The sequence below is a fragment of the Streptococcus sp. V919 genome (genome assembly GCF_054353475.1).
Window position 1 is genome coordinate 271,288 of record NZ_JBTHHY010000002.1, and the last position, 14,303, is coordinate 285,590.

A 14,303-nucleotide genomic window follows, 5' to 3' on the forward strand; every position below is an offset into this window, starting at 1 on the left:
GAGAGGAGCATGAATTTACATCAACCCTTGCATGTCTTGCCTGGCGTGGGACCAAAATCAGCAGAGAAATATACCAAACTAGGAATTGAAAACCTGCAAGACCTCTTGCTCTACTTTCCTTTCCGTTATGAAGATTTTAAAACCAAGCAGGTGCTAGAACTAGAAGATGGTGAGAAAGCAGTTCTGTCTGGTCAGGTGGTGACGCCAGCTAGTGTTCAATATTATGGTTTTAAGCGCAATCGCCTACGCTTTAGCCTCAAGCAAGGAGAGGTTGTGTTTGCCGTTAACTTCTTTAACCAACCTTACTTAGCAGATAAGATTGAGCTAGGAGCGAATTTAGCAGTCTTTGGCAAGTGGGATCGCGCTAAGGCTAGTCTAACAGGGATGAAGGTTTTAGCCCAAGTGGAGGACGACCTTCAACCAGTCTATCGTCTCGCACAAGGTATCAGTCAAGTAGGACTTGTTAAGGTCATCAAGACCGCCTTTGATCAAGGACTGGATCTCTTGATAGAGGAAAATCTCCCTCAGTCTTTGCTAGATAAATACAAACTCATGCCCCGAAGTCAGGCTGTGCGTGCCATGCATTTTCCCAAGGCTTTGGCAGAATACAAACAGGCCCTTCGTCGAATCAAGTTTGAGGAACTCTTTTATTTCCAAATGCAATTACAGACCCTCAAGTCTGAAAATAAGGTTGATGGAAGTGGTCTGGTCTTGAATTGGTCCCAAGAAAAACTAAGGGCAGTAAAAGAAAAGTTACCCTTTGCTCTGACCCAAGCCCAAGAAAAAAGCCTGCAAGAAATCCTAACAGATATGAAGTCGAACTACCACATGAATCGACTCTTACAAGGGGATGTAGGAAGCGGGAAGACAGTGGTTGCAGGTCTTGCCATGTATGCTGCTGTAACGGCTGGGTATCAGGCTGCCCTCATGGTTCCGACAGAGATCCTTGCAGAGCAACATTTTGAAAGTCTAGAAAGTCTCTTTCCTGATTTGAAACTAGCTCTCCTAACAGGTTCATTAAAAGCTGCAGAAAAACGTACGGTTTTGGAAACTATTGCCAAGGGTGATGTTGATGTAATCATCGGTACCCATGCCCTTATACAGGATGGGGTGGACTATGCTAAACTCGGTTTGATTATCATCGACGAGCAACACCGTTTTGGAGTCGGACAAAGGCGTATTTTACGTGAAAAAGGAGAAAATCCAGATGTCCTCATGATGACGGCAACTCCCATTCCACGAACCTTAGCCATCACAGCCTTTGGAGATATGGATGTTTCCATTATTGACCAGATGCCAGCTGGACGTAAACCAATTGTGACACGTTGGATTAAGCATGAACAACTGCCACAGGTTTTGACTTGGTTGGAGGGTGAGATTCAAAAAGGCTCCCAAGCCTATGTTATTTCGCCTTTGATTGAAGAATCTGAAGCCTTGGATTTGAAAAATGCCATTGCACTCTCAGAAGAGTTGACGACTCATTTTGCAGGGAAAGCAAAAGTTGCCCTCTTACATGGAAAGATGAAGAGTGATGAAAAAGACCAGATTATGCAGGAATTCAAAGAGAGAAAGACAGGTATCTTGGTTTCTACAACGGTTATTGAGGTCGGGGTCAATGTTCCAAATGCAACAGTCATGATTATCATGGATGCTGATCGCTTTGGACTTAGTCAACTTCATCAACTTAGAGGTCGTGTCGGTCGTGGGGACAAGCAGTCCTACGCAGTTCTAGTGGCCAATCCAAAAACTGATTCTGGGAAAGACCGCATGCGTATCATGACAGAAACGACCAACGGTTTTGTCCTTGCGGAGGAAGATTTGAAAATGCGAGGCTCTGGAGAAATCTTTGGGACCAAACAGTCGGGTCTACCAGAGTTTCATGTAGCTGATATCATCGAAGACTTCCCAATCCTTGAGGAAGCTAGAAAGGTAGCAAGCTATATCAGTTCTCTCCCTAACTGGCAAGAGGATCCAGAATGGCATATAATAGCTCTAAATCTACAAAAGAAAGAACATTTGGATTAAGTATTTTCTAAGAAAACTATAAGATATGTTTTAGGAAAGAGATCTATACTAAAGTCATCAAAAAGAAATGAGGACTCTCATATGATGATTAAAGTAAATGATTAAAAAACATTTCAAGTGAAACAAGTACCTTCTCCTAAATACTAAGTAAAAGAGCGGAAACGCTCTTTTTTCTCTATAAAGTGAGCTTAGACTAGGAATTAAAATAATTATCGGACTAGTCTATTTACTATTGTGGCAAAGGTTGCTATAATGAAGAAAACTAATCAATATACTTCTGAAAGGAGTTCACATGACATTAGAAACAAGAAATGTTGCAATTCAGGATACATATGGGGAAAGATTTCAACACTGTTGGGGTTGTGGACCTAAGAATGATTTAGGATTGCATTTGAAAACTTATCCAAGTGTAGAGGGCACGAGCTGCATTAGCCGTATCAAGGTAGACCAGCAGTATACAGGAGGTGTCCCTGCAAATCTATTTGGTGGCATGATTGCTGTCATTTTTGACTGTCATGGAACAGCGTCTGCTGCATGGTTCGCTCATCATCAAAAGGGTTTGGAATTGACAGCCGAAACAGTTATCGGACGCTTCATCACAGCTCATTTAGAAGTTGATTATCTTAGCCCAACCCCAATTGACGATGAGATTGTCGTTACTTCAACATTGGAGGAACTAGGGGAAAGAAAAGCCATTGTTTCTATGGAAATGTCAGTGGCAGGTAAAGTGCGTGCAAAAGCTAAAATGGTTGCCGTAGCAGTTAAAGACAACATGTAAACATATAGATAAGGAACTGAGAGCAAGGAATTGCTCTCATTTTTAGTTGTGTAATATAAACTCAAACAACTATCACGAATTTTTAAGAAAGAATCTGCTTGAAACTACTTTTAGTCTATCTTGGAATGAAAGAATAACGTAAAAAAACTTTCTGATTTAGGGTCATTCTTGCATTGCTTTTCTAGATATGATACAGTTATGATAACGTTTACAAAAAACAAGGAGAGTTTTATGAGAAATCCAGCATTAATAGAAGAAATGAAAACTTATAGAGGGCGAGATGAAGTTCCTCAAGATTTTGATGCTTTTTGGGATGGTGAGATTGGCAAGGTTTCGGTCTTGCCAGACTACCAACTAGAGGAACGTGTTTTTCATATTCCAAATGTAAAGTGCTATGAGTTAACCTTTAAAGGTACACGTGATGGCCTTGTTTATGCACGTGTAGTCTTACCAAAATCAGAAGAGAAAGTACCAGTCATTTTCCACTTCCATGGTTATATGGGACGTGGTTGGGATTGGACAGATATGCTTACCTATACCGTAGCAGGTTATGGTGTGGTATCCATGGATGTCAGAGGACAGTCTGGTTATTCTCAAGATGGCATGTGTTCTCCTCTAGGAAATACAGTTAAAGGGCAAATTATTCGAGGAGCTGTAGCGGGCAAGGACCAATTGTTCTTCAAGGATGTTTATCTAGATATTTATCAGTTGGTGGAAATTATTGCAAGTCTTCCTCGAGTTGATGAAGAACAATTATCTAGCTATGGAGCATCTCAAGGTGGGGCTTTAGCCATAGTTGCAGCAGCTCTGAACCCTAAAATCAAGCGTACAGTTTCCATCTATCCATTCTTGTCTGACTTTAGACGAGTGTTAGAGATTGGGAATACTAGTGAAGCTTATGATGAGCTCTTTAGATATTTCAAATTTCATGATCCTTTCCATGAAACGGAAGAGAAGATTATGGAAACATTAGGTTATATCGATGTGAAAAACTTTGCCCATCGTATTAAGGGTGAGGTTCGCATGATTACGGGGCTAGATGATGACGTCTGCTACCCAATCACTCAATTTGCTATATACAATCGTCTAACTTGTGAGAAGAGTTATCGCCTTATGCCTGAATACGCGCATGAAGCTATGAATGTTCATGTCAATGATCAAGTTTATAATTGGTTATGTGGCAGTGAGATACCTTTTACATATGTAGGGCAATAGAATAATTTTGAATATCACTATAGCTTCTATTGAAGTGGGGGCTATAGTACAACAGAATTGAGTTTAAATATAGATGTGCTAGTTGATAAATCTGCTTTTTATAAATAAAAAACAGTAGCAACTGAAACTACTTTCAGCAGAATCTGTTTCATAAAATTGTTTTGAAACTTCAATCTATTCTAGCACAAGTTATTGAAAGCGCTTTAAAAATGATATATAATAGGCTCATAAGAAAAAGAAAAGGAGGAAAGTAGATGCCACAAATCACTAAAGAAGCTTTGATTGAGCAGATTAAAGATGGAATCATCGTTTCTTGTCAGGCACTTCCTCACGAACCGCTTTATACAGAAGCGGGAGGTGTTATGCCCTTGCTAGCCAAAGCAGCTGAGCAAGGTGGAGCAGTCGGTATCCGAGCAAATAGTGTTCGAGATATCAAGGAAATAAAAGAGGTCACAAACCTTCCGATTATCGGGATTATCAAACGTGATTATCCACCACAGGAACCATTCATCACAGCTACTATGAAAGAGGTTGATGAATTAGCAGCTCTAGACATTGAGGTTATCGCTCTTGATTGTACCAAGAGAGAACGCTATGATGGTTTAGACATTCAAGAATTTATCCGTCAAGTCAAAGAAAAATATCCAAATCAATTGTTGATGGCTGATACAAGTACTTTTGAAGAAGGTCTTACAGCAGTTGAAGCTGGAATTGACTTTGTCGGAACAACCTTGTCAGGTTACACATCTTACAGTCCAAAAGTGGATGGCCCAGACTTTGAATTGATTAAGAAACTTTGCGATGCAGGAGTAGACGTTATCGCAGAAGGTAAGATTCATACACCAGAACAAGCCAAGCAAATCTTAGGTTACGGAGTGCGAGGAATCGTAGTTGGTGGAGCTATTACTAGACCAAAAGAGATAACAGAACGATTTGTTGCTGGACTCAAATAAGATAATAAAAACACGAGGAGAGTGGTTGATTCGTAGAAAAAATAAAAACGTATACAAAGTTGCCAATACTCATTATCCGCTTCGGATACGCTTATCATCATTTAGGAGAATACTAATGAAATTTAAAAAACTAGCTTGTACAGTACTTGCAGGTGCTGCAGTTCTATCTCTTGCTGCTTGCGGCAAATCAGACGCTAAAAAAGATGCTGCAAGTGATTCAGGAAAAACAGAAATCACTTGGTGGGCATTCCCAGTCTTTACTCAAGAAAAAACTGGTGACGGTGTAGGAACTTATGAAAAATCTATCATCGAAGCTTTCGAAAAAGCAAATCCAGATATCAAAGTTAAACTTGAAACAATCGACTTCAAATCTGGTCCTGAAAAGATCACTACAGCAATCGAAGCAGGAACTGCTCCAGACGTACTCTTTGACGCACCAGGGCGTATCATCCAATACGGTAAAAATGGTAAATTGGCTGACTTGAACGACCTCTTTACAGACGAATTTGTGAAGGATGTTAACAACGAAAACATCATCCAAGCAAGTAAAGCAGGCGATAAAGCTTACATGTATCCAATCAGTTCTGCACCATTCTACATGGCTATGAACAAGAAAATGTTGGAAGACGCAGGAGTTGCAAACCTTGTAAAAGAAGGTTGGACAACAGATGACTTCGAAAAAGTTTTGAAAGCGCTTAAAGATAAAGGCTACACACCAGGTTCATTGTTCAGTTCAGGTCAAGGGGGAGACCAAGGAACACGTGCCTTCATCGCTAACCTTTATGGCGGATCTGTAACTGATAAAGAAGTAACTAAATACACAACTGACGATCCTAAATTCGTTAAAGGTCTTGAAAAAGCATCTAGCTGGATCAAAGACGGTTTGTTGAACAACGGTTCACAATTTGACGGTGGTGCAGACATCCAAAACTTTGCAAATGGTCAAACATCATACACAATCCTTTGGGCACCAGCTCAAAACGGTATCCAAGCTAAATTATTGGAAGCAAGTAAAGTTGAAGTGGTAGAAGTTCCATTCCCATCTGATTCTGGTAAACCAGCTCTTGAATACCTTGTAAACGGATTTGCAGTATTCAACAACAAGGATGAAAAGAAAGTTGCTGCAGCTAAGAAATTCATCCAATTCATCGCTGATGATAAAGAGTGGGGTCCTAAAGACGTAGTTCGTACAGGAGCATTCCCAGTTCGTACTTCATTTGGTAAACTTTACGATGACAAACGTATGGAAACAATCAGTGGTTGGACTAAATACTACTCTCCATACTACAACACAATCGATGGATTTGCTGAAATGAGAACTCTATGGTTCCCAATGCTTCAATCAGTATCTAATGGTGACGAAGAACCTGCTGCAGCTTTGAAAACATTCACTGAAAAAGCGAATGAAACAATCAAAAAAGCAGCTAAATAATAAGCCCTAAATAAAAAGTAAAATCCCCCCTTTTCCCTGTGCACATCTGTGTACGAAAAGGGGGAGTTTTGTTTAAAAAATGTAAGGAACTGACAGGTCAAAATTAAAATGAAGTTCTTACATAGGCTTTTCTTGGAAAAAATTTCATTTTGATTTTACATCAATGTCAGACAACAATCAAAAAAACAAAAACTATTTGAAAGTGAGGTGCCGACTGTGAAAGTCAATAAAATTCGCATGAGAGAAACAATTGTTTCTTATGCATTCTTAGCACCAGTATTAATCTTCTTTACCGTCTTTGTCCTAGCTCCAATGATCATGGGATTCATCACTAGTTTCTTTAACTACTCGATGACTAGCTTTGAGTTTGTGGGATTGGACAACTACATCCGCATGTTTAAAGACCCTGTCTTTACAAAATCTTTGATTAATACCGTAATCTTAGTTATCGGATCTGTACCAGTCGTTGTACTCTTCTCACTATTTGTGGCATCACAAACTTACCAACAAAATGCAGTTGCTAGATCCTTCTATCGTTTTGTATTCTTCCTTCCTGTTGTAACAGGTAGTGTTGCCGTAACGGTTGTATGGAAATGGATTTATGATCCTCTATCAGGTATTTTGAATTTTGTGCTTAAGTCAAGTCATATCATTAGCCAAAACATTTCTTGGTTGGGTGATAAAAACTGGGCTTTGATGGCGATTATGATTATTCTTTTGACAACCTCAGTTGGTCAGCCAATCATCCTTTACATCGCTGCAATGGGTAATATTGATAACTCACTTGTAGAGGCGGCGCGTGTCGACGGAGCTACTGAGTTACAAGTTTTCTGGAAGATTAAATGGCCAAGCCTCCTTCCAACAACTCTTTATATCGCAATCATCACAACAATCAACTCATTCCAGTGTTTCGCTTTGATTCAACTTTTGACTTCAGGTGGTCCAAACTACTCAACAAGTACACTTATGTACTACCTATACGAGAAAGCCTTCCAATTGACTGAGTATGGTTATGCCAATACTATTGGTGTATTCTTGGCAGTTATGATCGCTATCGTCAGCTTTGTTCAATTTAAAGTACTTGGAAACGACGTAGAATATTAATAGAAAGGAGACAGCTATGCAATCTACACAAAAGAAACCTTTAACAGCCTTCACTGTTATTTCAACCATCTTCTTGCTTTTATTGACTGTACTGTTTATCTTTCCATTCTACTGGATTTTGACAGGTGCATTCAAATCACAACCAGATACCATTATGATTCCACCACAATGGTTCCCTAAAGCTCCAACAATGGAGAACTTCCAACAATTGATGGTGCAAAACCCAGCCTTGCAATGGATGTGGAACTCAGTCTTCATTTCATTGGTAACAATGTTCTTGGTTTGTGCAACCTCTTCACTAGCAGGTTATGTATTGGCTAAGAAACGTTTCTATGGACAACGCATTCTCTTTGCTATCTTTATTGCTGCCATGGCTCTTCCAAAACAAGTTGTCCTTGTGCCATTGGTACGTATCGTTAACTTCATGGGAATCCATGATACTCTTTGGGCGGTTATCTTGCCTTTGATCGGATGGCCATTTGGGGTTTTCCTCATGAAACAGTTCAGTGAAAACATTCCAACAGAATTGCTCGAATCTGCTAAAATAGATGGATGTGGTGAGATTCGTACTTTCTGGAGTGTAGCCTTCCCTATTGTGAAACCAGGATTTGCAGCTCTTGCAATCTTTACCTTCATCAATACATGGAATGACTACTTTATGCAGTTGGTTATGTTGACATCTCGTAACAACTTGACCATCTCACTCGGGGTTGCGACTATGCAGGCTGAGATGGCAACCAACTATGGCTTGATCATGGCAGGGGCTGCTCTTGCAGCTGTGCCAATCGTAACAGTCTTCCTTGTCTTCCAAAAATCCTTCACTCAAGGGATTACTATGGGAGCTGTCAAAGGATAGTACTCTGCGAATATTGAATATCGTACAATCTGTTTATCAGTATACAGAAGTATAGTTGATATACTAAGAGAATACAGGATATATAAGTGTCTACAAAATGGAGAGGAGTTGCTTGCTTCACGAAGTTTTGTTAGACACTTATAAACTTGATTTTTGACTTTTTAGATACTATTTAGAGTAGTTATTTCCCATTTTAGTGGTATCCAAGATAAGTATGTTGTACTTATCTTGGACGGAATTTTTGAGAGTAAAATAGTTCGGGGAACTATTTTAGCCTGAGCCTAGAAATGAATGAGCGAGGAGCTCAAAAATTAGGACTTTCATTTCATGGTTTTCTAAAATCATCCACTGGATAATTTTACCTTCCGTCCGCATTATTTAAGGGAAAGGGTAAAAAAGATAAATCAAATTGGAAATAAGCATCAGAAGTAAAGGAAATTACTATGATTTTTGATGATTTAAAAAACATTAGCTTTTACAAGGGAATTCACCCAAATCTGGACAAGGCTATTGATTATCTCTATGAGCATCGTAAAGATAACTTTGAATTAGGGAAATACGAGATTGATGGGGATAAAGTTTTCCTAGTTGTACAAGAAAATGTTCTCAATAAAGAAGAAAATGATCGCTTTGAGCATCATAAAAAATATGCAGATTTGCATTTGTTAGTTGAAGGACATGAGTATTCTAGTTACGGTTCTCGTGTCAAAGATGAGGCTGCAGCCTTTGACGAAGCTAGCGATATCGGCTTTGTTCATTGTCATGAACAATACCCACTTTTATTGGGTTATCACAATTTTGCAGTCTTTTTCCCAGGTGAACCTCATCAACCTAATGGCTATGCAGGTATGGAAGATAAAGTTCGCAAATACTTATTTAAAATTTTAATCGATTAGTCAGTTAGGAGGAGCAAACAATGGCACATAAAGGATCAGGATTGATAAAAGCGGCATTCGATACGGATAACTTTCTTATGCGATTTTGTGAGAAGGTTTTAGATATCGTGACGGTTAATCTGCTCTTTGTTGTGTCTTGTTTGCCTATTGTGACTATTGGAGTAGCTAAAATCAGTCTCTATCAGACAATCTTTGAAGTGAAGCGCAGCCGTCGTATTCCTGTTTTCAAAATTTATACTAGAGCCTTTAAGCAAAATTTGAAATTAGGTTTTCAGTTAGGTTTGCTGGAATTAGGAATCTTTTTGATCAGTGTGGTTGACTTATCACTATTTTGGAGTCAAACTGGAGTTGCCTTTCAACTCATTAAAGCTATTTGTTTGGGAATTCTGATATTTTTAACCCTAGTTATGTTGGCTAGCTATCCAATTGCTGCACGCTATGCATTAACTTGGAAAGAAGTGCTCCAAAAGGGCTTGCTCTTGGTAAGTTTTAACTTCGTGTGGTTCTTCTTGATGCTTGCGATTATTTTGTTAATCATTATGCTTCTCTATCTGTCAGGTTTTACTCTAGTGCTCGGTGGATCAGCATTTCTACTCTTTGGCTTTGGTCTTCTTGCCTTTTGCCAGGCTGGATTAATGGAAAAATTGTTTGCTAAATATCAAGCAGATTGAAAATGATATGAAACTACTTTCACACAATAAAAGCTACGGGAGATGAATAGAAATTAAAATCTAAGTGGCTTGGATGTATTGAAAGCGCTTTTTACAAGGTGTATACTAAAATAGTAAAAAATCATCTGCTCAGAGCAGAAAATAAGAAATCTTAGGAGAAATCTATGTCAGATTTAAAAAAATATGAAGGTGTTATTCCTGCCTTCTACGCATGTTATGATGATGAGGGAGAAGTAAGCCCAGAACGAACTCGTGCTTTGGTGCAATACTTTATTGATAAAGGTGTTCAAGGACTTTATGTCAACGGTTCTTCAGGTGAATGTATCTACCAAAGTGTAGCAGACCGCAAGTTGATCTTGGAAGAAGTCATGGCTGTTGCTAAAGGTAAATTGACCATCATTGCTCACGTGGCTTGCAACAATACCAAAGACAGTATCGAGCTTGCTCGCCATGCTGAAAGTTTGGGAGTAGATGCTATCGCAACAATCCCACCAATTTACTTCCGTTTGCCTGAGTACTCAGTAGCAAAATACTGGAACGACATCAGTGCAGCAGCACCAAATACAGACTATGTTATCTATAACATTCCTCAATTGGCAGGAGTTGCTTTGACTCCAAGCCTTTACACAGAAATGTTGAAAAACCCACGTGTCATCGGTGTTAAAAACTCTTCAATGCCAGTTCAAGATATCCAAACTTTTGTAAGTCTTGGTGGTGATAATCATATCGTCTTTAATGGTCCAGACGAACAATTCCTTGGTGGACGTCTCATGGGTGCTAAAGCTGGTATCGGTGGTACTTATGGTGCTATGCCAGAACTCTTCTTGAAACTCAACCAATTGATTGCGGAAAAAGACCTAGAAACAGCGCGTGAATTGCAATATGCAATCAACGCTATCATTGGAAAATTGACTGCTGCACATGGAAACATGTACGGTGTTATCAAAGAAGTCTTGAAAATCAATGAAGGACTTAATATCGGATCAGTTTGTTCTCCACTTACACCAGTGACCGAAGAAGATCGTCCAGTTGTAGAAGCAGCTGCTCAATTGATTCGTGAAACTAAGGAGCGTTTCCTCTAATCAATAGGAGGCTTTATGACTAATTACGTTGCAATTGATATTGGCGGAACTAATATCAAATATGGTTTGATTGACCAAGATGGACAACTGATAGAGTCTCACGAAGTAGCAACTGAGGCTCATAAGGGCGGTCCACATATCTTACAGAAAACAAAAGATATCGTAGCTAGCTATCTAGAAAAAGGACCAGTGTCAGGTGTAGCCATTTCCTCAGCGGGAATGGTTGATCCTGATAAGGGTGAGATTTTCTACGCTGGTCCACAGATTCCAAATTATGCTGGAACCCAATTTAAAAAGGAAATTGAAGCTAGCTTTAATATTCCTTGTGAAATTGAAAATGATGTTAACTGTGCAGGTCTTGCTGAAGCTGTCTCTGGTTCAGGAAAGGGTGCAAGTATTACCCTTTGTTTGACAATTGGAACAGGTATCGGTGGTTGCTTAATCATTGATGGCCAAGTTTTCCATGGCTTTAGTAATTCTGCCTGTGAAGTTGGTTATCTGCACATGCAGGATGGAGCCTTCCAGGATTTAGCATCTACGACAGCTCTTGTTAAGTATGTAGCAGACGCACATGGAGATGAAGTGGAACAGTGGAACGGTCGTAGAATTTTCAAAGAAGCTACCGAAGGCAATAAACTCTGTATGGAGGGGATTGACCGTATGGTAGATTATCTGGGCAAAGGTTTAGCGAATATTTGTTATGTGGTTAATCCAGAAGTTGTCATCCTTGGCGGTGGCATCATGGGGCAAGAAGCAATTTTGAAACCTAAAATCCGTAAGGCTTTGAAAGATGCCCTCGTTCCAAGCTTGGCAGACAAGACACAACTTGAATTTGCCCACCATCAGAATACTGCCGGTATGCTCGGTGCTTATTATCATTTTAGAACAAAACATTCCTAAATTGGCTTTGCCAATTTAGGTTTTTTACATGAAAGCAAAGAGTAACTTGCTTACTAATGTCAAGGAATCTTGCATTTTTGACTTCGATATAGTATATTTAAGTTAATTCAAATATATGCTAGTAACACTAACAGATATGAACTAAAGGAAAGCAATCATTGACCTATAATCAACAAGAAAAATATAAAAATAAAGTAAGCTCCCCTGAGGATCAAGAAACAGAGATCGCAACTTACGGTCCACTGCCAAGTAAGGCCCAATTGGACTACCATAAAGAAGAATTGGCTGCCTTCATCCACTATGGTATGAATACCTATACCAACTCTGAGTGGGGAAATGGTAGAGAAAATCCTGAGTACTTTAATCCAACAAATCTTGATACAGATCAGTGGATTAAAACATTGAAGGATGCCGGATTAAAACGAACAATTATGGTCGTTAAACACCATGACGGATTTGTCATCTATCCTTCTCAATACACAAAACATACCGTGGCTGCTAGTCCATGGAAAAATGGTAAGGGTGACCTTCTCGAAGAAATCTCAAAATCAGCAACTAAGTATGACATGAATATGGGTGTGTACCTATCACCTTGGGATGCAAACAATCCAAACTATCACGTGAATACTGAAAAAGAGTACAACGAATACTACCTCAACCAACTCAAGGAAATCCTTGGCAATCCTAAATACGGAAATAACGGTAAGTTCATCGAGGTATGGATGGATGGTGCGCGTGGTAGCGGGGCTCAAAAAGTAACCTACACCTTTGATAAGTGGTTCGGGTACATCAAGAAAGCTGAAGGAGATATCGCTATTTTCTCTGCTCAACCAACAAGTGTACGTTGGATTGGTAATGAACGTGGTATTGCTGGAGATCCAGTTTGGCATAAGGTCAAGAAAGCTAAAATCACTGACGATGTGAAGAATGAATATCTCAACCATGGAGATCCAGAAGGAGATATGTATTCAGTTGGTGAAGCAGACGTTTCTATCCGTTCAGGTTGGTTCTACCATGACAATCAACAACCAAAATCAATCAAAGATTTGATGGATATTTACTTCAAATCTGTTGGTCGTGGAACGCCACTGCTTCTCAATATTCCACCAAACAAAGAAGGTAAATTCGCAGATGCAGATGTGGCTCGTTTGCAAGAATTCCGAGCAACCTTGGACCAAATGTATGCGACTGACTTTGCTAAGGGTGCAACAGTTACTGCAAGCTCTACTCGTAAGAATCACTTGTATCAAGCAAGCCACCTAACAGATGGTAAGGATGATACCAGCTGGGCGCTAGCAAATGATGCTAAAACGGGTGAATTTACTGTCGATCTTGGTCAAAAGAGACGTTTTGATGTAGTTGAACTCAAAGAAGATATTGCTAAAGGTCAACGTATCTCAGGATTCAAGGTTGAAGTTGAACTCAACGGTCGTTGGTTACCATACGGTGAGGGCTCAACTGTTGGTTATCGTCGTCTGATCCAAGGTCAGCCAGTAGAAGCACAAAAGATTCGCGTAACAATTACTGGTGCGCAAGCAACTCCTATCTTGACAAATTTCTCTGTCTATAAGACACCAAGCAGTATCGAGAAAACAGATGGATATCCACTTGGATTGGATTACCATTCAAACACAACAGCCGATAAAGAAAATACAACTTGGTATGATGAATCTGAAGGTATCCGTGGAACATCTATGTGGACCAACCAAAAAGATGCAAGTGTAACCTACCGCTTCACAGGAACAAAAGCATATGTCGTTTCTACCGTCGATCCAAACCACGGGGAAATGTCAGTTTACGTAGATGGTCAAAAGGTTGTAGATGTCCAAACCCAGAATGCAACTCGTAAACGTAGCCAAATGGTCTATGAAACAGATGACTTGGCTCCTGGTGAACATACTATCAAACTTGTCAATAAAACTGGCGAAGCCATTGCAACTGAAGGTATTTACACCCTCAACAATGCCGGCAAGGGTATGTTTGAAATGAAAGAAACAACCTATGAAGTTCAAAAAGGTCAACCGGTTACTGTAACCATCAAACGTGTTGGTGGAAGTAAGGGTGTAGCAACAGTCCATGTTGTAACAGAGCCAGGAACTGGGGTTCACGGTAAGGTTTACAAGGATACAACAGCTGACCTAACCTTCCAGGATGGTGAAACAGAGAAAACAATCACTATTCCAACGATTGACTTTACAGAGCAAGCTGATTCCATCTTTGATTTCAAGGTGAAAATGACTAGCGTTTCTGATAATGCTCTTCTTGGATTCGCTTCAGAAGCAACGATTCGAGTGATGAAAGCAGAATTACTTTAGGAAAAATTATCGACTATAGATAAATATCCATTGAACTCTTATGTAAGTAATTTTGAGTGATAAAAAATCCTAAATT

11 protein-coding genes and 1 pseudogene are annotated in these 14,303 nt (G+C 39.6%); all 12 read left to right on the forward strand.

Annotated features, from left to right (window positions below):
* The first annotated feature begins 9 nt into the window (after positions 1-9).
* Positions 10-2,025, forward strand: a complete 2,016-nt coding sequence (gene recG / locus ACXYSK_RS07470) for an ATP-dependent DNA helicase RecG (protein WP_458625576.1) — start codon at positions 10-12, stop codon at positions 2,023-2,025.
* Between the two features lie 292 nt (positions 2,026-2,317).
* Positions 2,318-2,803, forward strand: coding sequence for an acyl-CoA thioesterase (locus tag ACXYSK_RS07475; RefSeq protein ID WP_006154562.1), 486 nt, complete (start codon positions 2,318-2,320; stop codon positions 2,801-2,803).
* Between the two features lie 231 nt (positions 2,804-3,034).
* The gene (locus tag ACXYSK_RS07480; protein ID WP_458625577.1) at positions 3,035-4,018 is read left to right on the forward strand and encodes an acetylxylan esterase; all 984 of its coding nucleotides are present in this window, start codon (positions 3,035-3,037) and stop codon (positions 4,016-4,018) included.
* A gap of 254 nt (positions 4,019-4,272) precedes the next feature.
* Positions 4,273-4,971, forward strand: a complete 699-nt coding sequence (locus tag ACXYSK_RS07485) for an N-acetylmannosamine-6-phosphate 2-epimerase (protein WP_006150888.1) — start codon at positions 4,273-4,275, stop codon at positions 4,969-4,971.
* A gap of 115 nt (positions 4,972-5,086) precedes the next feature.
* Positions 5,087-6,403 carry an ABC transporter substrate-binding protein gene (locus ACXYSK_RS07490; protein WP_254726701.1) on the forward strand — a complete coding sequence of 439 codons (1,317 nt, stop codon included), beginning with the start codon at positions 5,087-5,089 and terminating at the stop codon, positions 6,401-6,403.
* A 237-nt stretch (positions 6,404-6,640) separates the two neighbouring features.
* Positions 6,641-7,507 carry a carbohydrate ABC transporter permease gene (locus tag ACXYSK_RS07495; RefSeq protein ID WP_053092415.1) on the forward strand — a complete coding sequence of 289 codons (867 nt, stop codon included), beginning with the start codon at positions 6,641-6,643 and terminating at the stop codon, positions 7,505-7,507.
* A 16-nt stretch (positions 7,508-7,523) separates the two neighbouring features.
* Positions 7,524-8,363, forward strand: a complete 840-nt coding sequence (locus ACXYSK_RS07500; protein ID WP_004250812.1) for a carbohydrate ABC transporter permease — start codon at positions 7,524-7,526, stop codon at positions 8,361-8,363.
* A 443-nt stretch (positions 8,364-8,806) separates the two neighbouring features.
* Complete coding sequence (locus ACXYSK_RS07505; RefSeq protein ID WP_458625578.1) at positions 8,807-9,259, forward strand: YhcH/YjgK/YiaL family protein; 453 nt, start codon at positions 8,807-8,809, stop codon at positions 9,257-9,259.
* Between the two features lie 20 nt (positions 9,260-9,279).
* On the forward strand, positions 9,280-9,930 hold the full coding sequence (locus ACXYSK_RS07510; protein ID WP_458625579.1) for a YesL family protein: 651 nt from the start codon (positions 9,280-9,282) through the stop codon (positions 9,928-9,930).
* Between the two features lie 164 nt (positions 9,931-10,094).
* Entirely contained in the window at positions 10,095-11,012 is a 918-nt protein-coding gene (locus tag ACXYSK_RS07515) for a dihydrodipicolinate synthase family protein (RefSeq protein ID WP_458625580.1), read from the forward strand.
* 15 nt (positions 11,013-11,027) lie between these two features.
* Positions 11,028-11,912, forward strand: coding sequence for an ROK family protein (locus ACXYSK_RS07520; protein WP_254726697.1), 885 nt, complete (start codon positions 11,028-11,030; stop codon positions 11,910-11,912).
* A 194-nt stretch (positions 11,913-12,106) separates the two neighbouring features.
* Positions 12,107-14,227, forward strand: a pseudogene (locus tag ACXYSK_RS07525) (alpha-L-fucosidase); the annotation flags it as partial.
* Between the last annotated feature and the right edge of the window lie 76 nt (positions 14,228-14,303).

What these genes read in the sequence shown, in the direction of transcription:
- recG (WP_458625576.1), top strand. Translation starts at nt 10, where the DNA reads ATGAATTTACATCAACCCTTGCATGTCTTGCCTGGCGTGGGACCAAAA.
- ACXYSK_RS07475 (WP_006154562.1), top strand. Translation starts at nt 2,318, where the DNA reads ATGACATTAGAAACAAGAAATGTTGCAATTCAGGATACATATGGGGAA.
- ACXYSK_RS07480 (WP_458625577.1), top strand. Translation starts at nt 3,035, where the DNA reads ATGAGAAATCCAGCATTAATAGAAGAAATGAAAACTTATAGAGGGCGA.
- ACXYSK_RS07485 (WP_006150888.1), top strand. Translation starts at nt 4,273, where the DNA reads ATGCCACAAATCACTAAAGAAGCTTTGATTGAGCAGATTAAAGATGGA.
- ACXYSK_RS07490 (WP_254726701.1), top strand. Translation starts at nt 5,087, where the DNA reads ATGAAATTTAAAAAACTAGCTTGTACAGTACTTGCAGGTGCTGCAGTT.
- ACXYSK_RS07495 (WP_053092415.1), top strand. Translation starts at nt 6,641, where the DNA reads ATGAGAGAAACAATTGTTTCTTATGCATTCTTAGCACCAGTATTAATC.
- ACXYSK_RS07500 (WP_004250812.1), top strand. Translation starts at nt 7,524, where the DNA reads ATGCAATCTACACAAAAGAAACCTTTAACAGCCTTCACTGTTATTTCA.
- ACXYSK_RS07505 (WP_458625578.1), top strand. Translation starts at nt 8,807, where the DNA reads ATGATTTTTGATGATTTAAAAAACATTAGCTTTTACAAGGGAATTCAC.
- ACXYSK_RS07510 (WP_458625579.1), top strand. Translation starts at nt 9,280, where the DNA reads ATGGCACATAAAGGATCAGGATTGATAAAAGCGGCATTCGATACGGAT.
- ACXYSK_RS07515 (WP_458625580.1), top strand. Translation starts at nt 10,095, where the DNA reads ATGTCAGATTTAAAAAAATATGAAGGTGTTATTCCTGCCTTCTACGCA.
- ACXYSK_RS07520 (WP_254726697.1), top strand. Translation starts at nt 11,028, where the DNA reads ATGACTAATTACGTTGCAATTGATATTGGCGGAACTAATATCAAATAT.